This window comes from Pseudomonas sp. CCI4.2 (assembly GCF_034350045.1).
GTDB lineage: Bacteria > Pseudomonadota > Gammaproteobacteria > Pseudomonadales > Pseudomonadaceae > Aquipseudomonas.
Genome location: NZ_CP133781.1, coordinates 3,501,397 through 3,523,373, shown reverse-complemented (window position 1 = coordinate 3,523,373; position 21,977 = coordinate 3,501,397). Strand labels below are relative to the sequence as shown.

The following is a 21,977-nucleotide window of genomic DNA, read 5'->3' as shown; positions in this document are numbered from 1 at the left end:
GTAAAGGCAATAGCGCACCACAGAGCCTGCCTCGGATAACCACCCCAAGGCAAGACCCGAATGCTGTCGATTTGTCTCGTGCTAAAACGTCAGACCCTTGCTCGCCTTTTCCAGCAACAAGGCCGGCGGTTCAAAACGCTCGCCGTATTGCTCGGCCAAATACTGCGCGCGGGCGATGAAGTCGTTGAGGCCGTATTGATTGATGAACTGCAACGCGCCACCGGTCCAGCCCGCGAAGCCAATACCAAAGATCGAACCGATATTGGCGTCAGCCGTGGACATCAGCACGCCCTCCTCCACACAGCGCACGGTTTCCATGGCTTGAATAAACAGCAACCGATCACGTATGTCTTGCGCGGCGATTTGCCGGTCGGGGTTTTCAAAACGGCTTTTCAGCTCCGGCCACAGGTGCTTGGGCGCACCTGCCGGATAGTCGTAAAAGCCCGCCCCGGCGGCCTTACCGGCGCGTTTGTATTCATTCACAAAAAGATCGACGACTGCAAACGAAGGGTGCTCGGGTATCGGTTTGCCCTCGGCCTGCAAATCCTTGCGCGCCTGCTGGCGAATATGGCTCATCAAGCTCAACGACACCTCATCCGAGACCGCCAGCGGTCCCACGGGCATGCCCGCCTTGCGCGCTTGGGTTTCAATCATCGCCGCCGACAGGCCTTCACCGAGCATGGCGATGCCTTCGCTGGTAAATGTCGCGAACACCCGCGAGGTGAAGAAGCCGCGGCTGTCGTTGACCACAATCGGGATTTTCTTGATGTGCAGTACGAAGTCGAAACCACGGGCCAGCGTAGCGTCACTGGTGTGGGCGCCTTTGATGATTTCAACCAACTGCATTTTGTCCACCGGGCTGAAAAAATGCAGGCCAATGAACCGATTTTGTTGCGCAATCGCGGTCGCCAGGCCGCTAATCGGCAGGGTCGAGGTGTTGGAAGCGATGACCGCATCCGGCAAAGCCAGCCGTTCGGCAGCCGCAGTGACGGTGCGTTTGAGCTCACGGTCTTCAAACACCGCTTCAATGATCAGGTCGCAGCCATGCAGATCACTGTCCTGCTCGGTGGGAGTGATCCGCGCGAGAATTGCGTCCCGCTGTTGTTCATCCATCCGGCCGCTAGAGACCTGTTTCTCCAGCAGTTTGACCGCGTGATGCTTGCCCTTTTCAGCGGCGGCTTGGCTGATGTCTTTGAGCACCACCTCAATCCCGGCTGAGGCACTCGCGTACGCAATACCGGCACCCATCATCCCAGCGCCCAGCACGCCGAGTTTTTTCGTCACTTGAACGGGAATCCCTTTGGGACGCGAACCACCGGCGTTGATTTCATTGAGTTGGAACCAGAAGGCCCCGATCATGTTTTTCGCCACTTGGCCAGTGGTCAGTTCGGTGAAGTAACGAGTTTCAATAATCTGCGCGGTGGCGAAATCGACCTGGGCGCCCTCCACCGCCGCGCACAGGATTTTCTCCGGTGCAGGAAAACAGCCTTGGGTTCGAGCGCGTAAAATCGACGGCGCAATGGCGAGCATCTGCGCAACTTTTGGGTGTGAGGGTAAGCCACCCGGAATCTGGTATCCGGCCATGTCCCAGCGCTGCTTGGCCGCCGGATTGGCCATGATCCAGGCCCGGGCCTTGGCGAGCATGTCGTCACGGTCCGTGGCGAGTTGATCAATCAAGCCGGCGTCTAGCGCTTGCTGCGGGTTGACCTTTTTACCTTCCAGGAGAAACGGCAAGGCTTTCTCGAGCCCGAGCATGCGCACCATCCGCACCACGCCTCCACCGCCCGGCAACAGGCCAAGGGTCACTTCTGGCAATCCGATCTGTACGCGGGGATCGTCCAGCGCGATGCGATGATGGCACGCCAGGCAAATTTCCCAGCCACCCCCAAGCGCAGCGCCGTTGATCGCGGCCACCACCGGCTTGCCCAAGGTTTCAAGTAAACGCAACTGAGCCTTGAGGCCCAACACCATCTGGTAAAACCACTGGGCTCGCGGCTTATCGACTTGAATCAGCTCGTTGAGATCGCCTCCGGCGAAAAACGTCTTTTTCCCCGACGTGATGATCACCCCAACGATGGCGTCTTTTTCTGCCATCAGCCGGGACACCGTATCGGCCATGGCGTCGCGGTACAGCGCATTCAGGGTATTGGCCGTCTGGCCGGGCATATCGATAGTCAGAACCACAATCTGGTCCTGGCCCTTTTCATAGTGGATGGCAGCGTCGGCGGTGATGGTCATGAAGAAATCCTGATGAGCTGTGAACGGGCTTAGTAACGTTCGATGATGGTGGCAATGCCCATACCGCCGCCGACGCACAAGGTCGCGAGGCCATAGCGCAATTGACGCACCTCCAACTCGTCGAGCAACGCACCTAGAATCGCGCAACCGGTGGCCCCCAGTGGATGACCCATGGCGATGGACCCGCCGTTGACGTTGACCTTGCCGGCATCGATGCCCATGTCCTTGATGAACTTGAGCACTACCGAGGCGAACGCTTCGTTGACTTCGAACAGGTCGATGTCTTCAACCCTGAGTCCGGCACGACTCAGTGCCTTGCGGGTGGCGGGCGCCGGGCCGGTGAGCATGATGGTCGGATCGGTGCCGGTGACCGCCGTTGCGACGATTCGCCCTCGCGGACGCAATCCCAGCGCCAGGCCCTTGGCCTCGGAGCCAATCAGCATGGCCGCAGCACCGTCGACGATGCCCGAGCTGTTGCCAGGTGTGTGGACGTGATGAATCCGCTCAACCTGGCTATAGACCCGTAACGCGGTGGCGTCGAACCCCATCTGGCCGATCGTCTCAAAACTGGGTTTGAGTTTGCCCAAGCCTTCCAGCGTGGAATCACCGCGAATGAACTCATCGTGGTCGAGCAGCACGATGCCGTTCTGATCCCATACCGGAATCAAGGACTTACTGAACGACCCATCGCCCCGTGCTCGCAACGCTTTTTGCTGCGAATGCAGCGCGTAGGCATCGACATCGTGACGACTGAAGCCCTCCAGGGTCGCGATCAGATCGGCACCGATGCCTTGCGGCGTGAAGTGGCACTGCAGATTGGTTTGCGGGTCCAGCACCCAGGCACCACCGTCACTGCCCATGGGTACGCGTGACATGGATTCGACGCCGCCGACAACAACCAGGTCTTCGAAACCCGAGCGGATTTTCATGGCGCCGAGGTTCACTGCCTCCAGCCCCGACGCACAAAAGCGGTTGATCTGCACGCCGGCGACGCTAACGTCCCAGTCCGCTACCAGCGCGGCGGTTCTAGCAATGTCTGCGCCCTGATCACCGACGGGGGTGACGCAACCCAGAACAATGTCGTCCACATGCCGCGTATCGAGCTGGTTGCGCTGTTGCAGGGCGGTAAGCAGGCCGGCCATCAAATTCACCGGTTTGACGCTGTACAGCGCACCGTCCGGCTTGCCTTTGCCACGGGGCGTGCGCACCGCATCGAAAATCAACGCTTCTGTCATGACAGCCTCGGATCACGGTAAGAAAATGGATTTCTGTACCGACACCATAAACGGGGTCTTCATTGAATCAATGACCGAAGCGCTCATTACACTTGACTGACCCCACTCGGACGAACGGTAGGTCACTATCAAATAGGCTGGGAAGATGTTAAACGTGTCTAGCAAGGGCGGAAAAGGAAGGTGGCAATGAGCTTCATTTCTTTTCTTGATGAAAAAAATAAACTTCGAACCAAATGGATCTAAGCCAAGTGACACGCGGGCTCTAAAGTTATCTTTATGACAGGCAAACGCTAAAAAAAGAAAATAGGCGTTTGAGTAGCCGGGTTTTCCGGGACACCTGATCAGCAGCACCCCCTTTGCCAGCTGCCCGATTAATGAACTGCTCAATAATCGGCGAGCTTTTGTAGCTCAGGAATAACAACAAAAGGCATTAGCCATGTTCAAATATTCGAAAATTCGTCAGGCGGGACTTATCGTCGTCGTCACTACCCTGGTATTGATCTTGCCAAACATGACCCGTCTGTTCGGTTAATTGTTTGGCTGTTCTGAAGCGGATTCATGATGAGTCCGGTTTCGGCAGGTCTGCACCTGGTATTTGGGTAAATCAGAAGTAAAGCTGGATGAATGCAGGGACGGCAGGAGATCCCGCTCATCTGCAACAAACACAATCTCTGTAAGAGCCAACTTGTTGGCGAGAAATAGCCCGTGTGCATCAAGCGTACTGCTTCGCGAACAAGTTCTCTCCTACAGGCAAGGGGGTGATGTTAGCGGAGAGGGTGCGCCATAGCGCACCGCTTATCAGCTTTGCTCTTGCGTCTGCGTAGCGCGGATCGGCGAGACCGATACCTTGGCATGCATTTGTTCGCATCCCCCCCGCGACGCATGCCACGTACCGGACAGGCGTCCAGGTAATCCAGGCCCACGGCCAATTTCAAGTGACGCTCAGGTCGCGAGAGTTGGTTGGTGACGTCAAAGCTGTACCAAGCATCGTCAATCCAGGCTTCTGCCCAGGCATGACTGGCCAAGTGTTCGCTGTCTTCGCTGTACAAGTAGCCCGACACATACCGCGCAGGAACGCCCAGGCTTCGGGCGCAGGCCAGAAACGCGTGGGTATGGTCCTGACACACGCCTGCTTTACCCGCGAATGCCTCGGCAGCGCTGGTGTCGACTTCAGTCGAACCGGGTATATAGGTCATGTGCTGGTTCAAGCCGTGCATCAAATCAATCAGCGCGGTGCGGTCTTTGCGCTGTTGACACTGAAGGGCAGCGAACGCGCGTATGGCTTCGTCAGGTTCGGTCAGACGGGTGAACCGCAAGAACGGCAGCGCTGATTGGCTTTCGTGCTCGGATTCAGTTTTCTCGTCGATTTCAACCTGACCACGGGCGCCAATAATAATCGCTTCGTGGGGCTCATCTAGCGTTAGCACGTGGAGAATGTTGCCGAACGGATCAATTTGCGCGCGCACTGGACGCGGCAACGTCAACTGCCAGCTGAGCACATGCTGGCGTTCACTGTCATGCGGCGTCAGCCGCAGGTATTGGATACTGGCACGGACCTGGTCTTCATAGTGATACGTGGTTTCGTGGCTAATTGAGAGTCTCATGCAGCCTCCAGGTACGAAGTGTGAATAGCGTTACCCAATTGGGCTACCAACGGAATGAATTCGTTCAACCACTTATGCAAACCCTCATCGAGAATTTCATCGATGCCGGTGTAACGCAGACGCGCGTCCAACTGCGCGGCCAAGCGTTGTGCCGGACGACCATTGGCCCCAGACAAGCTGGCTAGCGTTTCGTCAATTTCTTCCATGCAGGCGCGCAACGAACGTGGAATGTCGGCACGCAACAGCAGTAACTCAGCGACATGGCGCGCACCCGGCGCGTCCCGATACAGCTCGGTATAGGCTTCGAACGACGACAGTGCCCGCAACAACGCACTCCACTGGTAATAACCATGGGCCGTGGTGTCTGCAACCACTTCGGTATCGTGGCCGCGTAACTCAAGCATCTCGTAGCGGGCGTCCAGTAAACGCAAGGTATTGTCCGCGCGCTCGATGAACGTCCCTAACCGAATAAAGCGGAATGCATCATGGCGCATGATGGTGCCGAGGGTGGCGCCGCGAAACAGGTGCGAACGCTCCTTGACCCATTCGCAGAAACGGCTGATGCCGTAACGGCTCAGGCCCTGATCAGCGATACCGCGAATCTCCAGCCACGTGGCGTTAATGTTTTCCCACATGTCCGCCGTAATTCGGCCACGTACCGCATGGGCGCTGGCCCTCGCTGCACCCAGGCAGCTGTAGATGCTGGCCGGGTTGTTCGCGTCAAGGGCGAAGAAGTGCAACAAGCGTTCAGCGTGCAGTTCACCGTGGCGTTCGACGTAGTCGTCCAGCGTTCCGGTGATCAGCAGCGGCATGGCAATTTCATGCAAACCGTCGTCTTGCCCGTCCTGTGGCATGAGCGACAGCGAATAACTGACGTCGAGCATCCGGGCGAGGTTTTCCGCTCGTTCCAGGTAACGCGACATCCAATACAAATCCGAGGCAGTTCTACTTAGCATTGGCAGGCTTCCTTAATCCTCAACCACCCAAGTGTCCTTGGTTCCACCGCCCTGGGACGAGTTTACGACGAGGGAGCCTTCACGCAGCGCCACTCGGGTAAGGCCACCGGGAACAACCCGGGTTTCACGGCCGGAAAGAACAAACGGGCGCAAGTCGATGTGGCGCGGGGCGATGCCGTTCTCGACAAATGTCGGACAGGTCGACAAGCATAAGGTGGGTTGTGCGATATAAGCGTGCGGTTTGGCCTTGAGCCGAGCTCGAAACGACTCGATCTCTGCGGCCGTGGCCGCCGGACCCACCAGCATCCCGTAACCGCCCGATCCTTGGGTTTCCTTGACCACGAGTTCTGGCAAATGCGCCAGCACGTGGGATAACTCTTCCGGTTTGCGGCATTGCCAAGTCGGAACGTTTTGCAGCAGTGGCTCTTCGTCCAAGTAGAAACGAATCATGTCCGTGACGTACGGGTAAATCGATTTATCGTCCGCCACTCCTGTGCCGATGGCGTTAGCCAGCACCACGTTGCCGGAGCGATAGGCTGACAACAGACCCGGCACGCCGAGCATCGAATCAGGGTTAAACGCCAGCGGATCGAGAAACGCATCGTCCAGACGGCGGTAAATGACGTCGACGGCTTTCGGGCCATCGGTGGTGCGCATGAACACACGGTCATCGCGCACGAACAAGTCAGCACCTTCCACCAACTCAACACCCATCTCCCGCGCCAAAAAGGCGTGCTCGAAAAAGGCGCTGTTGAAGCGGCCCGGCGTCAGGACCACAACGCTCGGGTTATCAATGGGGCTGGAGCTTTTCAACGTATCGAGGAGCATGTTCGGGTAGTGATCGATGGGCGCAATACGCTGCGCCGCAAACAGTTCCGGGAACAGACGCATCATCATCTTGCGGTCTTCGAGCATGTAGCTCACGCCGCTCGGCGTCCGCAAATTGTCTTCGAGCACGTAATAAGTGCCGTCGCCATCACGCACCAAGTCGACGCCAGAAACGTGCGAGTAGATGTCGCGGTGCAAATTCAGGCCTTGCATCGCCAACTGGTATTGCTCGTTGGCCAGCACCTGTTCGGCGGGAATGATCCCGGCCTTGATAATTCGCTGATCGTGATACAGGTCGGCGAGGAACATATTCAACGCCTTGACCCGCTGAATACAGCCACGTTCGACGAAGCGCCATTCACTGGCAGGAATGCTGCGTGGAATGGTGTCGAACGGGATCAGTCGCTCAGTGCCTTGATCGTCGCCATACAGGGTGAATGTGATCCCCGCACGATGAAACAACAGATCGGCTTCACGCCTGCGCTGAGCCAATAACTCGGGCGGTGTTTCACCCAGCCAACGGGCGAATTCCCGATAATGCGGGCGGACCAGGCCACCAGCATCGTACATCTCATCATAAAAGGTGCGGATCATGCCGTACTCCTTGTCACCACGGACACCAAAGGCCTTCGCAAGGCCCGTGCCATCGGCATAAACGCTTATTTATCAAGCAGTTGGATAAATACTTCCCACAGGGTGCACCCTTCTTGTGCAGTAACCGCCCCAGAAAAATCTCCTACGCCTCATTCGGAAGCATCTTTCATCGCTATTGGCTATCAACAGCATAGTCAGAGTTGATTTCACGAGGGGAGTTTGTTTCCCCATAATCGCCAGCATTCAAGCGAACCATGGGCTGAATCCATTCATCGGGATTGAGTTTTTATCGAACGCTTAACTGAACTTCCCTTTGAGCCACTCTATGAGTGGCTTTTTTTTGCCTGCCGGCTACGAAACCCCATCGCTAAATAGGGCATGGGTCAAGCGGCACGGGTGGAACCGACTGACGAAGCGTCAGCCGGTAAGGATGAAGCAAACCAATGTGTGGCACAGGCGCCCGTGGTTAGTGGAGGCCTTTGATCACTTGAGTGACTCCCCAACCCTCGACCTCGCCATCCAGAGGCGTGATCATCGTTTGAAAGTCCTGTTCAAAATCACCGATGCCACCATACGTGGCGTACATCAATTTACTCAACTGAAGATGCCATGCCCCGTCATCACGCGCGCTGACCTGCGCGTTCAGGGATTCTCCGCGAAACTGCCCTGCAGCCTGCCGTGCCCGGTCCTCGTCCGGGAAGACGGCGTAAAACTCGATGGGATGGATGCTGGCGAAATCAAAACCGCCCTCTTTCATGCGGCGCAGTACGTTACTGCTGATGTCCTCTTGATAGGCTGTGCTCATGAAACGTCCTCCTATGCAACGATAGATAGAGTTTCAACTTTCCCGACACGACCACTGAACAGTGGCCGCTCAGCGACAGATACTCTGCCACCGGGGAATCAAGCATGTAGCTGACAAGGCCAAGTGGTGAAAAACCTGGCGTCGACATGTAGAGGCCGGAGCAATTCTGCGCCGGCCTCATTTGCAGAGTAGTCCTATCGACCGCCTGTGCCAATGGCAAAACAGGATTAACGAACGAGCGCTCAGGACGCCTCGGTGACGGTGAGAATTTGCACGCTGTGCATGGCTTTCAGAGACTTTACGGTCGGCTCGGGCGCTCGACCATCGAGGTCGTTCAAATCAAGCTTATCGGCGATAGGAAACAACACTTCACGCAGGTAATCTGCTGCGTCTTCATTACTCGGGCGCTGCTCACGTTCAAGCTCAAGGCTCTGCTTCACACCGTCTTTATCGACATACGTAATGGTCCACTGTTTCATCGATGTCTCCTTGGCCAAGCCGAAAAGCGGCTCACCCAATCTGGACCTTGTGCTTTCCCCATTCGTTCCACCGCGATGCACGCTAAAAAACAGGCAAAAAAAGAGGCCAATCAAGGCCCCTTTTTTCCGATCAGGTCGCTGTCAGCGCTTTGTACCGCCGCTCACACCTGCCGTGTTGCCCATCAAACTTTTGGTCGCCGTTTGTATGAACGCTTCCAGCCTTTCCTTGAGCTGTGCCTGATCAGGTTGATCAGTCATCAATTCAGCATGGGGTTTAGCGCCCAACTGGTATTGATACAGCAGCGGCTCCATGCCTTTGGGCTCGACCAGAATGCGGTCACCCGTGACATAACCCACGGTCAACTCGCCACCCGAGGGTTTGATAACACCGAAACCCTTGTCGCCCTCAGGCAGGTTGAGCAGGTCGCGGCCCCAGCACTGGTTACGCGACTCACCGCCCAAACGGCCCATGATGGTCGGCACAATGTCGATTTGAGTGCCGACGGTACTGCTGCGCTTACCGAACTTTTCCTGAATTCCAGGGCCAATCAACAGCAACGGCACGTTAAAGCGCCCCAAGTCCAACTCAGTGAGTTGCTTGTCATTGCCGAAGCCGTGGTCGCCAACGATCACGAACAAGGTGTCCTTGAAGTAAGGTTCTTTTTTCGCTTTCTCAAAAAACTGCCCCAGTGCCCAGTCGGCATAGCGCATGGCAGTCAAGTGTTCGTCCAACGTGCCGTGGCCGGTAACGCGTTCAACGGGCAAGTTGGCGGGAAGCGCGTAAGGCGTGTGGTTCGATAGCGTTTGCAACAGCGCATAGAACGGTTTTTTGCCTTCGCGAGCTTTCAGCTCTTGAGCGCCACGGTCAAACATATCCTGGTCGGATACGCCCCAAGTTGGGTCGGAGAACACCGGATTGACGAAATCGTTACGACCGATAAACGTGGTCATTCCCTGATTGCTGAAAAACCCCGACTGGTTGTCCCAGGCGAAATCGCCGTTATAGACATACACGTCGTCGTAGCCACGGGCGCTGAGCAACTGCGGCAGGCCGGACAGTTTGTTACTGCCTTCCGGCGTCTGCATCAGGTATTCGAACCCAGGCAAGTTAGGGAAACACGCCATGGTGGCGAACATGCCCTGGTGGGTGTGGGTGCCGTTGGAAAAGAAGCGGTCAAACAACAAGCCTTCTTTCGACAGCTTGTCGAAGTTCGGCGTGATATTGGCGTCGCTGCCCAAAGCGCCCACCGAGTGACCGGCGAAGCTTTCCATCAGGATCACCACCACGTTGCGAATCGGCAGCGTGTTTTCGACCGGCGGGACGGTGTCACGGCGCACGGCGGCCACGTCGGCGTCAACCAAGGTGTCATTGGCGGTCAGCAGCATGTCACGAGTGACCTTCTGCGCCTGCGCATCCGGCATGGTTGATTTCCAGATGTTGGCGCGCTGGCTCGAACCCAAAGCTTTAGCCGCTTCGATCAGCGACAAGGTGCCATTGAGACCCAACTGGTTGGCGAAGTTCGAATCCGTGGTGTAAGCATCACCCCATCTCAGCGGCGGGCCTTGACGCAAAGTGCCACGGGACGCAATCACCGCCACCACCATACACAGCAGCAATACGACAATGCGCGTGTACCACGGCGCCACCGAACGGATGCTACTGGCGCTGACGCTCGTTAGGCGCTGTGGTCGCGTCAAACGATCGATGCCTTTGAACACCAGGCTCAGCAGCCAAGTCACAGCGGCCCACACCAGCAGATAGCGCGCTACCGGGAAACCGTACCAAAGCATGCTCAGCACGGTTTTCGGGTCTTCTTTGACGTATTGGAACACCAAGCCATTGAGGCGCTGGTGAAACTCACGGTAGAAGTCCATCTCCATCAAGCCCAGGAACAGCGTGATGCTGGCGCCCAAGGTCAGCCAGAAACGGAACAGACCCCGCCAATTCATCGTTCGGGCGCTGAGCAGTGCCAGCAACAATGGGATCAGCAAGTAGACCGTCAGGCGCAAGTCAAAACGCAGGCCATTGCCCATGGCTTCTATAAAGGTCGAAGCCGGCGTCGTGCCGATCATTTGACGGTTATAGACCAGCAACGCGACGCGCAGCAGGCTGTACATCACCATCAGCACCACGCCGCTCAGCAGGGTGTAAGCCAGGTGCGATTTGACGGAAGGTTGTAGCGAGCGCGACGAGGCGGGCTGATGACTCAGTGCGTCCGTTTTGGCCATGGTGTTCTAAGATCCGTTGAATTCGAGGGAGAAGGTTGAAGGCAAATGTGCCCAGCCCGTTAAGCAACTAAGCGGGCACGATCTTCTTCGAAAGGCTGTGAAATTTATGTAGCACCCTAGGGCTGAAATGTAAAAAATCCTTTCAGCCTGGCGCCTAAACCGTAATTAGTCGTTACTTGGCTTGTTCACAGCGTGCAAAACATATTGCGGCATGGCAAATGCGCCAATATGAATTTCGGGATTGTAGTAGCGCGTGATAATACCGCTGCCCGCAAAACGCTGACGCAAGGTCTCCAGCGGCAACTTGCGATACGCCGTGTTGGTCGCGCCCCAGGCAAAGGTCATGGCGCCGCCGATATAGGTCGGAATCGCAGCCTGGTAGAAATGCCAATCCGGGAACAGGCTGCGCAAGCGACCCGCCGTGGTCTGAACTTCGGTCAGTTGCATGAAAGGCGTACCGTTTTGGGTGACCAAAATGCCGCCTTCATTCAAGCAGCGGCGGCAGGCTTGATAAAAGTTCTCAGAGAACAGCACCTCTCCCGGACCGATTGGGTCAGTGGAGTCGGAAATAATGATGTCGAACTTTTCCTGAGTCGTCGCGACGAAACGCATGCCGTCGTCGATGACCAGGTTCAGTCGCGGATCGTCGAAAGAACCCTTGGAATGATTTGGCAAATACTGTTTGCACATCTCGACCACGGTGCCATCGATCTCGACCATGGTGATGTGCTCGATGCTGCGATGCTTGGCCACTTCACGCAGCATCCCGCCGTCGCCGCCGCCAATGATCAGCACGCGCTTGGCCGAACCGTGAGCGAGAATTGGAACGTGGGTGAGCATCTCGTGATAGATGAACTCATCGGCTTCGGTGGTCTGAATCACGCCGTCGAGCGCCATGACCCGGCCCATGCGCGGGTTTTCAAAGATCACCAGGTGTTGATGTTCGGTACGCACTTCGTGCAGCAATTTTTCCATACGAAAGCGCTGGCCATAGCCTTCGTACAACGTTTCTTGATAATCGCTCATGGGTAAGTCCCCGGTGAATGCTGGTGGCAACGGACAGCGACAGCTTGAAGACAAGCACCGCCCCTAATAAGAGGCGGACATTCTACGTTGCGCAAGATGTCAGGTCGAACCTCTATTGGTCAGCCCCCGGTATTGAGATCGGAAACAACAAGGCGCCTGACAGCAATCAGCCGTCAGACGCCTGGGTCCAGCATCGAATCAGACAGGGCCAGTCAGATGCGTACATTGCCCCGTGGCCCGGCAATCGCCCAGATAATCAGGCCTAATACCGGCAGCAACAGAATCAGCAATACCCATAGGACTTTCATCCCGACTTCCCCGCCACTCTTCAATACATTGATGATCGCCCAGATATCCAGAACCAGGATGATCAGCCCAATCAGACCGTTAAACGTGGATCCCATGGTTGTTGCTCCTAAGTGAACACTCCCTGTTTAGGATGATTACACGCACAGAGGGTTCCGTTTCGGCAGGGTCTTATTTTGTCGATCTGTAGGGACTGTGTTGGCGAAGGTGGTCGGGGTGTCAGTTTGATCGCCTCGCCAACACGTTGGCCACTACCGGGATGGCATTCATCAAACGTAAAGCGCAATCCGCAACGCTTCCAACGACGGCGCAGCAGTAATCCCGACGACTGCGCACAATTCAATCACGCGATCCACATCGTTGCCGAAAACCAGCACTGCCTGCAGATCGTCGTCCAGCGGTTGGCTCAGGTTCAGCAGCACGTAACCGCCCTTCTCCTTGTTCATGCTGCTTAGTTGGATCTGAATCCGATTTAGCGCGATCAGCGGTTCAACCTTGGCCAGTTGCTTGGGCTTGATGTTGAACGTTACTTCAGTGCCAAACGAAGCAACGATCTGCGCGAACAAATCCATATAGCTATCCGCCTGGAACAACACAGTATCCGGCAGGCTACCCATCACCATCCATTCGCCCAACCGGAACGGGAAGCTGTCGTCGTAATTGACGTCAGGATTGGCGGCCAGAAATCCTTGCGGATCGGCGTAGGCTTTTTCGGCCTCGTCGGCCACTTGGGCGATTTCGTCTGCCTCCATGCAACCCGAACTGATTTTGCTGATTAATTCTATGAGTTGGTCTTTCATCGGAAGTCCTGACAAGCGGCTAGCAGCTAAAAAATGAGGCGCGGAGGATAGCCGGAAATCAAGCACGCCTCTATGGGATAGCAGCTAATTGCCAAGCCGTTGGTCATCCGTTAGGAATTGAGCTTGCTCAGCAACTCAGCGGTGTCCACTGCGCCCATAGTTTGTGCGGCGGCTAACGGCGTAACGCCCCGAGCATCCTGAGCCTGTGGATTGGCGCCTTGAGACAGCAAGTAATCGACGATTTCAGTACGGTTGAACATAGCCGCCATCATCAACGCAGTCCGGCCATCCGCTGATGCGCCTTCAACCTCCGCACCGCCTTCAACCAATAATCTGACCACCGGCAAGTCACCCTTGAAGGCGGCGCCGGCAATCGGGCTTTGTCCATTGTCGTTACGAATTTCAGGGTCCGCCTTGAAGGCCAATAACACCCGAACAGCTTCTAAGTGACCGTGATAGCTCGCGAGCATCAATAAGGTGTCGCCTTTGTGATTGCGCAAATTAGGCGTCAGGTCCTTTTCCAGCAATAGGCCCAACATTCGCGCATCACCTTTGCGCGCCAGATCGAACACCTGCTCGGCAAACTCCAAAGCTTCGTCATCGGTCATTTGCTGGGCGGCGGCGGATTTGGAATTGTCTGACATGGTGCTACTCCTGAGACACAAGCTAAAACCTAGCCTGCTGCTATGAACGGGTTGCCGGCAGTTTCGAGAGCGGCCCGCTCAGGGTCAAGGTATATGGGCGATAGGGAAATTCAATAGCGACCAAAGCTTCGGCAATCAGTCGAGTGTTCTGGCATTTAAAGGTTCCACACACCGCACTGTAATTTGAAATTTAACCGCAAAATGCAGGATGCCCGATGGCCTTTCATGCAATATGCACGAGCCACAAAATCCGTGATTTAGCTAAGTGTCTGATTTAAATAGATATGTTTTGTATCAGAATGCTGGCACAGACACTGCAACAGTCCTCCCAAGCTTGTTACCCCCTTGAGCAACGGAGCCGCCTGACATGACTTTTATCCAAGAAAAATTTTCTTCCGTATTTTCTGAATTCGAAGTGACCACCCAGTTACGTCCGGACGGCGGCGTTCTGCTCAGCCTGCGCAACACCGAAGGCAAACAAATTCGCCGTTCGGTGACCTACGCTCAATTGCACACCCCGGTCCAGCTGGACTGGGTAATCAGCGCCATTCGTCGTGACCTGGCCGCGCAAGCCAGTGAGTTGCCAGCGATCTCCATGCTGCAAAGCCAGCACCGGTTCGACCTGCCGACTTACCATACCCGCTAGGTCGAGCTGTAACTGTGGAGCGAACGTTGGCGAGGCGCTGAACTCGTATTTACGGGGCTGGTCTCTCGCCAACAAGTCGGCTCCTATAGCGATGCGGCGACGCACGTCTCCCACCGCGTCAGTTAATACCTCCTTGCGGCGTTTCGCACCTACTTGTCCGGGTAGTTTCATTCAACGATCATTCGCCTTAACGTTTTCCCTGTCGGGCATTTCGCCCGACCTATTTGGAGAACGACATCATGACTAAACCCTCCCTTAATCGAGTGAAACCATCAATGCAAAATTCATTCGGCTTTTATCCACTCACCAAGTGGTAACAGTCGAGCGTTAATCGAAACTTGCCGGAGCTTATCGCTGCGGCAGGTTTTATTTTTTTAAAGTGATGGAATTAAACATGAACCCACTTAGACATTTTGAACGTTTTTTTAATTCAACCGATATCACGTTACTGACTGACTCCAGTGAGTTAATTACCCACGCTCAGGCCCATCACATCAACGCCCGTTTAATTAGCGAACTGCAGAACATGCCGCCCAACAGCGTGTGCATTACGCTCAGCAGAGAAGGCACCGATTCGCTGTTGCAACGCGCAGCAGCCGACCCATCGGGGCGAGCGATCTACACTCAGGCCCATGCCTTCGATCCCGCACTTAACAGCGTGATTTATACCTTCGAACAAATGTGCCTCACCGATTTTCAGCTGGCCATGCGTAAGCAGGAACACCTGCTTTCATTGCTCGACCAACAGCAACCGCTGGTGCTTACCGGACCCAACACGCTGGGTCATCTGGTCATCGCCAAGGACGTGGCACCTTACGCAATGATTGATGAGGACGTTCAAGCCGCGAACGACAGGTTCATCTTCCCGCTGGCGGAGCTTCTGGAAGTCCATTACACCCACATGGCCCCCGATGCGCCACGTCCCTTTACGTTGAACGGCAGATTTCAAGTCGCCGGCATTTTATCGGCACGGGGTTACCATGACCCGTCGATTCCAACCCGGCTGGTCGATTCCCTGGCAACGCTCTCCGATAGCGTTGCACTTCACGGTGCCACTGCACTTATTGAGGACAGTCAACTTCGATCATTCACCGTCGCGGGCTGCGATTACTGCGCGCTGTTGAACGAAGCCACTGGGCCGCGCGGACTGCGTTTGACCGAGTGTGCATTCGGCGTCAACGCCAGCATTGCTGACACCGTCAACTATCGGATCAACTCGCAGCTCAACGAGGGTATTGAGGGCCTGCATGTTGCGGTGGGTGACGGCCGTCAGGGTTACCACATCGACCTGTTGATGCCGGGAGTCGCGGCTGCGCCGAGCCAACAACTAATTACTTGAGAATGCCTTGATACAACGCCTCCCCCACCGCCTGCGCCCGGTTTGAAACGCCCAATTTGGAATAGATACTTTTGAAGTGGTATTTCACTGTGGCTTCGGAAATTTCTCGAATAACCCCGATTTCCCAAGCGGTTTTTCCGGCTCTTGCCCACTTGAGCACTTCCAGTTCTTTTTCGGTCAGCGCTTTGGTATGGAATTTCCGGCCTCTGCCGGCCATGTGCAAAATGGGCACCAGGCTGCTCAGTAAATACCGGTCGTTGTCGGTGAGCGGACGGCTCATGGCATTTAACGAACAGACGGTAATCACGCCCTGACTGGCTGACGCTTCATTGGAGTAGCCGTATGAAACGCCTGGCAGCAGTAAGTGGTCATCAACCACTTCTTTGAATGCGGGCGTCGGCGGGTGCATTGCAAAGGCCAAATCCCACTCCAAAAAACCCAGTTCTTCCCTGAAACCGCGAATGACCGGATCATCCACTGCCAATCGCGCATGGCGGTAGAGGTCACGCCAGATGCTGTCCACATTCGACGTAATACACGTCAGAAGGACCGGACCTTTGAACTGATAAAACATGGCGCGATCACAACAACATTGGCGGCGCAACCACTCCAGGGCATTTTCAATGGCACGGTCGCCGTTAAGCTCTGTAATGCTGATCACCATCTGCTGGATAAGCTGATTTAAATCGGTATTCAACGAATCTAGATGTTCCATTCTTATTCTCCCTTTACCCCGACATTTGTCGCTCTAGCGCCCGCCGAAACATAACTTAGCGACGGAGCAAGAGTTGCACAGTAAAAGACTTTAAAAAATCCACGAATTAACAAACAGGTGTTACTTACTAAATAAACAGAAACTTCCCACAAAATAAAAACACATAACCTACGTCAATCGCCCACCCGAAGGGAGGGCGAACGGCGTCAGAATGCGCTCAGATCAATCACTGCGAAGCTGCCAACATTGGCATGCCCGACCAACTCACCATTGCCTCGAACCAGCCCACAAGTGGCCATGCCCGCCTGCTGAGCGGCATCCAGCTCTTCAACGATATCCGAAAGAAACAGGATTTCTTCGGCTGGGAAACCGATGGCTGCGGTGATAGTTCGGTACGACTCAGGCTCACGCTTGGGCCCCGAGGTGGTATCAAAGTAACCGCTGAACAATGGCGACAGATCACCGGCCTCGGAACAGCCAAAAATCAGCTGCTGGGCCTGGATCGAACCCGAAGAATAGACATACAACGCGTACCCTTCCTGATGCCAGCGCTTCAGCGCTTCAACGGCGTCTGGGTAAACATGGCCCTTGAGCTGTCCAGCGCGATAACCCTGCTCCCAGACCATGCCTTGCAAGGCCTTGAGCGGTGTCGCTTTACGGTCTTCGGCGATCCATTCCAGAAGAATCTCGATCACCCGTTCAATGTCTGCGTGAGGCTCGGCGCTCTGATCGCGCACCGCCTGTAGCTGCAACGCTACCGCCGACTCAGTGGCCTGTTGACGGACAAAGTCCGGGAGGTGCCTGGCGGCATACGGAAACAACACCTCGAACACGAAACTGACCGCGCTGGTGGTGCCTTCAATGTCCGTCAGGACAACGTTGATGGGCATTTGAACTCCGGGTCTATCAGTCTTCAAGGCGCGGAAATTGACTGGCGATTTGCTCGCCGGTGAACTTAGCGACCCAACCGTCTGGGTTATTGAACAAGCGAATCGCGACAAAATGCGGGTGCTCACCCATGTCGAACCAATGCCGCGTGCCGGCTGGCACCGTTATCAGGTCATTTTTCTCACACAGCACCGCGTACACGTAATCGTCGATGTGCAGCGTGAACAAACCCTGTCCGGCAACGAAAAAGCGTACCTCGTCTTCGCCGTGCTGGTGCTCATCGAGAAATTTGGCGCGTAATTGGGCTTTTTGCGGATGGTCGCGATCAAGGCTGATCACATCCACGGTGACGTAACCGCGCTCAGTCATCAGCTTATCGATCTGCACTTGATAAGCCGCGATAACGTCTTCCTGCGAGGCGCCAGGGGTAATCGGAGCCGACGCTTGCCAGCGATCAAAACCTACATTGTGCTCGGCCAAGGTTGAGGCAATATCTTCAACATGGGTCAACACCTTGTTCGGAAAACCAGGGTTAGAAACGTGATACACGGACAGGCTGCTCATAGCGGCAACTCCTTGACGTTAAGTAGCGAGCGGGTCTTAAGCTCGCACTCGAACAAAAATTCAAATGCTTCTATCTGGCGCAAGGCATCGCTCATCTGCGCGCCCCAGGTGTAAAGGCCATGGCCGCGAATCAGGTAGCCGGGGCAGTCGGGATGGGCATCGAGCCAAGGCTGCACTTTCTCCGCCAGCCGGGCAATGTCTTGATCGTTATCGAAAATGGGCACCATCACCTGGGATTCATGGCTCTGCACACCGGCAAAGGCCTTTTGCAGTTCGTAGCCTTCGAACACCAAATGATCACCCGGCGTGAGGCGCGACAGCACCGTCGCATTGACCGAATGGGTGTGCAACACCGCGCCAACCTGCGGGTAACAGCGGTAAAGCTGGGTGTGCAGCAGGGTCTCGGCCGACGGTTTTTTACCGGGTTCAAGGCTGTTGCCAGACAAGTCCGTGACCAATATGTCATCGGGACTCAGTTGCCCTTTATGCTTACCGGACGCGGTTAACAAGGCGGTGGTCGCAGATAAACGCGTCGAGTAATTACTGCTAGTGGCTGGCGACCAGCCCCTGCCGTAGAGAAAGTGCCCGGCGTCGATAATCTGCTGGGCGAGGTGTTCGCGAGTCATGCCCTTTCCTCTTTCATTCGTGTCGCAATCATGACGGCAGCGGTCAACGCTGCAAGGCTGGCGATGCTGAAGGTCCAGTTTGGCCCCAACACGTTCCAGCTGTAACCGGAATACAACGCACCCAATGCGCCACCTGTCCCTGACAACGCAGCATACAAGGCTTGACCTTGCCCCTGCTGTTGCGGGGCGAAGCTGCGTTGCACGAAGTGGATAGCCGCCGCGTGAAAGCTGCCAAAGGTTGCAGCGTGCAGTACCTGGGCGATGATCAATACCGGCAAATACTCGGCGAAACTGCCCAACAACACCCAACGCAACGCCGCCAGGAGAAAACTGACGAACAATACCTGTCGCACCGAAAACCGCCGCAAAATACGACTCATAGACAGAAACATCAAGACCTCGGCGACAACTCCCAAGGCCCACAGCAAGCCGATGAGGCCGCGACTGTAGCCCAAGTGTTCAAGGTGCAGCGTCAAAAAGGTGTAGTAGGGGCCATGGCTTAGCTGCATCAATGCCACGCAGCCGAAAAAAGCCAACACACCCGGCCGACTCAGTTGCTTGAGAAACCCGCCGACTTCCGGCCGTTGCGCCGAGAACATCGGTTGCGCATTTGGCACCCACACACTGCTGACGACGATGCCCGCCATGATCAGCAGCAGCGCTTGTGGGTAGGCATCCAGACTCGACCACTCGAACAGGCGCCCTAGCGCCACTACCGCGAGGATGAAGCCGATGGAACCCCAGAGCCGGACTTGACTGTAGCGCGAGGTTTGCCCATGCAGATGGGCCAAGGTAATAACTTCGAACTGCGGCAACACGGCGTGCCAGAAGAAGGCTTGCAACGCCATGACCATCGCCAACCAAGCATAGCTTTTGTCGAACAGAATCAAGGAAAAGGACAGCAGCGTGCAGATGGCACCAAGGCGCACGATGGCCAGGCGGCGGCCGGTGTAATCCCCCAGCCAGCCCCAAATATTGGGCGCAATGCAGCGCATCAGCATGGGGATGGCGATCAGCTCGCCAATGCGGGCGCTGGAAAAGCCGAGATGGTCAAAGTACAACGCCAGAAACGGCGCCGTTGATCCCAGCAGCGCAAAGTAGAACAGGTAGAAACTGGAGAGCCGCCAGTATGGAATCGATCCGTGCTTGAGCATTGCCGACCTCGGCGCACGCGCTACCACGTTTAAAGCGCCGTGGCAGCTGCACCGTCATCGCGCATTACAATTGGCCCAGAACAGGCGTCGAGACCCGAACATCCGCATTCTGGCCGCGATTACGCAACAGGTGGTCCATCAAAACAATGGCCATCATGGCTTCGGCAATCGGCGTTGCACGAATACCCACGCACGGGTCATGGCGACCCTTGGTAATGACATCCGCCGCATTGCCGTTGACGTCGATGGAATGCCCTGGCGTGGTGATGCTGGAGGTTGGCTTGAGTGCCAGATGAGCGACGATAGGCTGCCCGGAGGAAATGCCGCCCAAAATGCCGCCGCAATTGTTCGACAGGAAACCTTCCGGCGTCAGCTCATCACGGTGTTCGGTGCCACGCTGGGCAACGCTGGCAAAACCGGCGCCGATTTCCACACCCTTGACGGCATTGATGCTCATCAACGCATGGGCAAGCTCAGCGTCCAGACGATCAAAAATCGGCTCGCCCAAGCCAGGTCTTACGCCTTCAGCCACGACGGTGATTTTAGCGCCGACCGAATCCTGGTCCCGGCGCAACTGATCCATATAGGCCTCAAGCTCCGCTACTTTGTCTGGGTCAGGACAGAAGAACGCATTCTGTTCCACCGATTCCCAGGTTTTGAACGGGATTTCGATCGGGCCCAACTGGCTCATGTAACCGCGAATCTGAATACCCTGGGTGGCCAGGTACTTCTTGGCAATCGCGCCGGCCGCCACGCGCATGGCGGTTTCGCGGGCAGAACTACGACCGCCGCCGCGGTAATCGCGCACGCCGTATTTATGGTGGTAGGTGTAATCGGCATGGGCCGGGCGAAACAGATCCTGAATCGCTGAATAGTCCTTGGACTTCTGATCGGTGTTGCGAATCAACAGGCCTATCGGAGTGCCCGTGGTTTTGCCTTCGAAAACCCCCGATAAAATCTCGACTTCATCGGCTTCCTGACGCTGGGTGGTGTGACGACTGGTGCCGGGCTTGCGGCGATCCAGATCGCGTTGCAGGTCGTGCGCCGACAGTTCAAGCCCCGGCGGGCAGCCGTCAACGATTGCAACCAGTGCAGGGCCGTGGCTTTCGCCGGCAGTGGTGACAGTGAACAGCTTGCCGTAGGTATTGCCGGACATGCAGGACGCTCCGCGAAAAATCATCAAAATCACAAGTGCGCCAGTATACGCAGGCTGCCCGCGTAGTTCATCCTTCTGGCGATCACCGAACCTTATACGTATGGATGCGTCCAATCGGCACTTCTACTGAACGTGGCCTTCTAGATGTTACGAGTCACCGCTGTAATCCGAGTTATTACCTTGATTCTTCCGCTGCTCACTGGACTTGCTCAAGCCGCTTCACCCCCGCCCCTTGTGCCGACGGTGATATTGCAACGCCCTGTCAGCCTCGATACCGGAACCGGCGAATTGTTTGGCACCTTGGTGCTGCCCAAATCGGATGTCCCGGTGCCGGTGGTATTGATGATTTCCGGTTCTGGCCCGACAGATCGCGATGGCAATAATACCGATGGCGGACGAAACGACAGCATGAAGCGCCTGGCGAAGATCCTCGCCAAGCACAACATTGCCAGCGTGCGTTACGACAAACGCGGCGTAGCGGCGAGCACAGCGGCGACCCCCGATGAGCGTGATTTGAGCATTGAGGCTTATGTAACCGACGCTGAAGCCTGGGGGCAAAAACTAAAGGCTGATCCGCGCTTGGGGCCTTTGATTCTGATGGGCCACAGCGAAGGCGCATTGGTGGCGTCCCTCGCTGCGCAAAAGGCTGGCGCTGACGCCGTGATTTCCATTGCCGGTACCGGGCGCCCGGTGGATCAAGTGGTACGTGAACAATTGCAATACCGTTTGCCACCGGCGTTGATCCTGCGCAGCGACCAGCTGATCGAATCGCTTAAGGCGGGCCACACCGACGACAACGTGCCGCCGGCACTGGAAGTGATCTTCCGTCCCAGCGTGCAGCCGTATTTGATTTCGCTGTTCCGTCAGGACCCGGCCAAAGCGTTCGGCAAGCTGCACGTCCCGGCGCTGATCATCCAAGGCCGTCACGATATTCAAGTCGGTGTAGGTGATGCTGAACGGCTACAGGCGGCGAAACCAGACGCCGAGTTAGCGCTGATAGACGGTATGAATCACGTGATGCGTATTGTTCCCAACGACATCAAGCGCCAGATGGCCTCCTATAAAGACCCTCAGTTGCCGCTCGCCAGCGAGCTCTCGACACGGATTCTGCACTTTATTGGCTCCTTGCCCGCCGCCTGATGGCC

The 21,977-nt window shown here is 56.0% G+C and carries 21 protein-coding genes and 1 pseudogene; 3 read left to right on the top strand and 19 right to left on the bottom strand.

Annotated elements, in window-relative coordinates; translation table 11 throughout:
- Positions 1-81: 81 nt before the first annotated feature.
- From RHM65_RS15950 to RHM65_RS15890, 13 genes and pseudogenes are all read right to left on the bottom strand, one after another.
- A complete protein-coding gene (locus RHM65_RS15950; protein ID WP_322183790.1) occupies positions 82-2,238 on the bottom strand; it encodes a 3-hydroxyacyl-CoA dehydrogenase NAD-binding domain-containing protein in 2,157 nt (718 codons plus the stop codon).
- A 29-nt stretch (positions 2,239-2,267) separates the two neighbouring features.
- The gene (locus RHM65_RS15945; RefSeq protein WP_322183788.1) at positions 2,268-3,473 is read right to left on the bottom strand and encodes an acetyl-CoA C-acetyltransferase; all 1,206 of its coding nucleotides are present in this window, start codon (positions 3,471-3,473) and stop codon (positions 2,268-2,270) included.
- A gap of 12 nt (positions 3,474-3,485) precedes the next feature.
- Positions 3,486-3,860 (bottom strand): hypothetical protein, encoded by a 375-nt coding sequence (locus RHM65_RS15940; protein ID WP_322183786.1) that lies wholly within the window; start codon positions 3,858-3,860, stop codon positions 3,486-3,488.
- A 411-nt stretch (positions 3,861-4,271) separates the two neighbouring features.
- A pseudogene (locus RHM65_RS15935) lies at positions 4,272-5,077 on the bottom strand (transglutaminase family protein).
- Positions 5,074-6,033 (bottom strand): alpha-E domain-containing protein, encoded by a 960-nt coding sequence (locus RHM65_RS15930; RefSeq protein ID WP_322165011.1) that lies wholly within the window; start codon positions 6,031-6,033, stop codon positions 5,074-5,076. Before RHM65_RS15930 ends, RHM65_RS15935 begins: the two are co-directional and overlap by 4 nt.
- A gap of 12 nt (positions 6,034-6,045) precedes the next feature.
- Positions 6,046-7,455 carry a circularly permuted type 2 ATP-grasp protein gene (locus RHM65_RS15925; RefSeq protein WP_322165012.1) on the bottom strand — a complete coding sequence of 470 codons (1,410 nt, stop codon included), beginning with the start codon at positions 7,453-7,455 and terminating at the stop codon, positions 6,046-6,048.
- 466 nt (positions 7,456-7,921) lie between these two features.
- A complete protein-coding gene (locus tag RHM65_RS15920; RefSeq protein WP_322165013.1) occupies positions 7,922-8,260 on the bottom strand; it encodes a ribonuclease E inhibitor RraB in 339 nt (112 codons plus the stop codon).
- A 242-nt stretch (positions 8,261-8,502) separates the two neighbouring features.
- A complete protein-coding gene (locus tag RHM65_RS15915; protein ID WP_322165014.1) occupies positions 8,503-8,739 on the bottom strand; it encodes a hypothetical protein in 237 nt (78 codons plus the stop codon).
- A gap of 141 nt (positions 8,740-8,880) precedes the next feature.
- Positions 8,881-10,968, bottom strand: a complete 2,088-nt coding sequence (locus RHM65_RS15910) for an LTA synthase family protein (RefSeq protein ID WP_322165015.1) — start codon at positions 10,966-10,968, stop codon at positions 8,881-8,883.
- Positions 10,969-11,133: 165 nt separating this feature from the next.
- Positions 11,134-11,994, bottom strand: coding sequence for a polyamine aminopropyltransferase (gene speE, locus RHM65_RS15905; protein ID WP_322165016.1), 861 nt, complete (start codon positions 11,992-11,994; stop codon positions 11,134-11,136).
- A 212-nt stretch (positions 11,995-12,206) separates the two neighbouring features.
- Entirely contained in the window at positions 12,207-12,398 is a 192-nt protein-coding gene (locus tag RHM65_RS15900; protein ID WP_322165017.1) for a PLDc N-terminal domain-containing protein, read from the bottom strand.
- Between the two features lie 171 nt (positions 12,399-12,569).
- Positions 12,570-13,100 (bottom strand): hypothetical protein, encoded by a 531-nt coding sequence (locus RHM65_RS15895; protein ID WP_322165018.1) that lies wholly within the window; start codon positions 13,098-13,100, stop codon positions 12,570-12,572.
- Positions 13,101-13,210: 110 nt separating this feature from the next.
- Positions 13,211-13,744: an ankyrin repeat domain-containing protein gene (locus RHM65_RS15890; RefSeq protein WP_322165019.1), complete on the bottom strand. Its 534-nt coding sequence runs from the start codon at positions 13,742-13,744 to the stop codon at positions 13,211-13,213.
- A gap of 367 nt (positions 13,745-14,111) precedes the next feature.
- Between RHM65_RS15890 and RHM65_RS15885 the strand changes: the two genes are divergently transcribed.
- A complete protein-coding gene (locus RHM65_RS15885) occupies positions 14,112-14,390 on the top strand; it encodes a DUF3509 domain-containing protein (protein WP_322165020.1) in 279 nt (92 codons plus the stop codon).
- Positions 14,391-14,784: 394 nt separating this feature from the next.
- Positions 14,785-15,729, top strand: coding sequence for a hypothetical protein (locus RHM65_RS15880; protein ID WP_322165021.1), 945 nt, complete (start codon positions 14,785-14,787; stop codon positions 15,727-15,729).
- Here the strand turns inward: RHM65_RS15880 and RHM65_RS15875 are convergent.
- From RHM65_RS15875 to aroC, 6 genes are all read right to left on the bottom strand, one after another.
- Complete coding sequence (locus RHM65_RS15875) at positions 15,722-16,444, bottom strand: helix-turn-helix transcriptional regulator (protein WP_322183784.1); 723 nt, start codon at positions 16,442-16,444, stop codon at positions 15,722-15,724. The two genes, RHM65_RS15880 and RHM65_RS15875, sit on opposite strands and share 8 nt — an antisense overlap.
- Positions 16,445-16,650: 206 nt before the next feature.
- The gene (gene mtnC, locus RHM65_RS15870) at positions 16,651-17,334 is read right to left on the bottom strand and encodes an acireductone synthase (RefSeq protein ID WP_322165023.1); all 684 of its coding nucleotides are present in this window, start codon (positions 17,332-17,334) and stop codon (positions 16,651-16,653) included.
- A 16-nt stretch (positions 17,335-17,350) separates the two neighbouring features.
- Positions 17,351-17,896, bottom strand: a complete 546-nt coding sequence (locus RHM65_RS15865) for an acireductone dioxygenase (RefSeq protein WP_322165024.1) — start codon at positions 17,894-17,896, stop codon at positions 17,351-17,353.
- On the bottom strand, positions 17,893-18,522 hold the full coding sequence (locus tag RHM65_RS15860) for a methylthioribulose 1-phosphate dehydratase (protein WP_322165025.1): 630 nt from the start codon (positions 18,520-18,522) through the stop codon (positions 17,893-17,895). Before RHM65_RS15860 ends, RHM65_RS15865 begins: the two co-directional genes overlap by 4 nt.
- A complete protein-coding gene (locus RHM65_RS15855) occupies positions 18,519-19,676 on the bottom strand; it encodes an MFS transporter (protein WP_322165026.1) in 1,158 nt (385 codons plus the stop codon). The genes RHM65_RS15860 and RHM65_RS15855 overlap by 4 nt, the downstream gene beginning before the upstream one ends.
- A 64-nt stretch (positions 19,677-19,740) precedes the next feature.
- On the bottom strand, positions 19,741-20,832 hold the full coding sequence (gene aroC, locus RHM65_RS15850) for a chorismate synthase (protein ID WP_322165027.1): 1,092 nt from the start codon (positions 20,830-20,832) through the stop codon (positions 19,741-19,743).
- 144 nt (positions 20,833-20,976) lie between these two features.
- Here aroC and RHM65_RS15845 point away from each other — a divergent pair, with 144 nt between their 5' ends.
- A complete protein-coding gene (locus tag RHM65_RS15845; protein WP_322165028.1) occupies positions 20,977-21,972 on the top strand; it encodes an alpha/beta hydrolase in 996 nt (331 codons plus the stop codon).
- Positions 21,973-21,977 lie beyond the last annotated feature (5 nt).

Bases quoted from the DNA above. Each gene is read 5' to 3' on its own strand.
- RHM65_RS15950 (WP_322183790.1), bottom strand. From the start codon at position 2,238: ATGACCATCACCGCCGACGCTGCCATCCACTATGAAAAGGGCCAGGAC.
- RHM65_RS15945 (WP_322183788.1), bottom strand. From the start codon at position 3,473: ATGACAGAAGCGTTGATTTTCGATGCGGTGCGCACGCCCCGTGGCAAA.
- RHM65_RS15930 (WP_322165011.1), bottom strand. From the start codon at position 6,033: ATGCTAAGTAGAACTGCCTCGGATTTGTATTGGATGTCGCGTTACCTG.
- RHM65_RS15925 (WP_322165012.1), bottom strand. From the start codon at position 7,455: ATGATCCGCACCTTTTATGATGAGATGTACGATGCTGGTGGCCTGGTC.
- RHM65_RS15920 (WP_322165013.1), bottom strand. From the start codon at position 8,260: ATGAGCACAGCCTATCAAGAGGACATCAGCAGTAACGTACTGCGCCGC.
- RHM65_RS15915 (WP_322165014.1), bottom strand. From the start codon at position 8,739: ATGAAACAGTGGACCATTACGTATGTCGATAAAGACGGTGTGAAGCAG.
- RHM65_RS15910 (WP_322165015.1), bottom strand. From the start codon at position 10,968: ATGGCCAAAACGGACGCACTGAGTCATCAGCCCGCCTCGTCGCGCTCG.
- speE (WP_322165016.1), bottom strand. From the start codon at position 11,994: ATGAGCGATTATCAAGAAACGTTGTACGAAGGCTATGGCCAGCGCTTT.
- RHM65_RS15900 (WP_322165017.1), bottom strand. From the start codon at position 12,398: ATGGGATCCACGTTTAACGGTCTGATTGGGCTGATCATCCTGGTTCTG.
- RHM65_RS15895 (WP_322165018.1), bottom strand. From the start codon at position 13,100: ATGAAAGACCAACTCATAGAATTAATCAGCAAAATCAGTTCGGGTTGC.
- RHM65_RS15890 (WP_322165019.1), bottom strand. From the start codon at position 13,744: ATGTCAGACAATTCCAAATCCGCCGCCGCCCAGCAAATGACCGATGAC.
- RHM65_RS15885 (WP_322165020.1), top strand. From the start codon at position 14,112: ATGACTTTTATCCAAGAAAAATTTTCTTCCGTATTTTCTGAATTCGAA.
- RHM65_RS15880 (WP_322165021.1), top strand. From the start codon at position 14,785: ATGAACCCACTTAGACATTTTGAACGTTTTTTTAATTCAACCGATATC.
- RHM65_RS15875 (WP_322183784.1), bottom strand. From the start codon at position 16,444: ATGGAACATCTAGATTCGTTGAATACCGATTTAAATCAGCTTATCCAG.
- mtnC (WP_322165023.1), bottom strand. From the start codon at position 17,334: ATGCCCATCAACGTTGTCCTGACGGACATTGAAGGCACCACCAGCGCG.
- RHM65_RS15865 (WP_322165024.1), bottom strand. From the start codon at position 17,896: ATGAGCAGCCTGTCCGTGTATCACGTTTCTAACCCTGGTTTTCCGAAC.
- RHM65_RS15860 (WP_322165025.1), bottom strand. From the start codon at position 18,522: ATGACTCGCGAACACCTCGCCCAGCAGATTATCGACGCCGGGCACTTT.
- RHM65_RS15855 (WP_322165026.1), bottom strand. From the start codon at position 19,676: ATGCTCAAGCACGGATCGATTCCATACTGGCGGCTCTCCAGTTTCTAC.
- aroC (WP_322165027.1), bottom strand. From the start codon at position 20,832: ATGTCCGGCAATACCTACGGCAAGCTGTTCACTGTCACCACTGCCGGC.
- RHM65_RS15845 (WP_322165028.1), top strand. From the start codon at position 20,977: ATGTTACGAGTCACCGCTGTAATCCGAGTTATTACCTTGATTCTTCCG.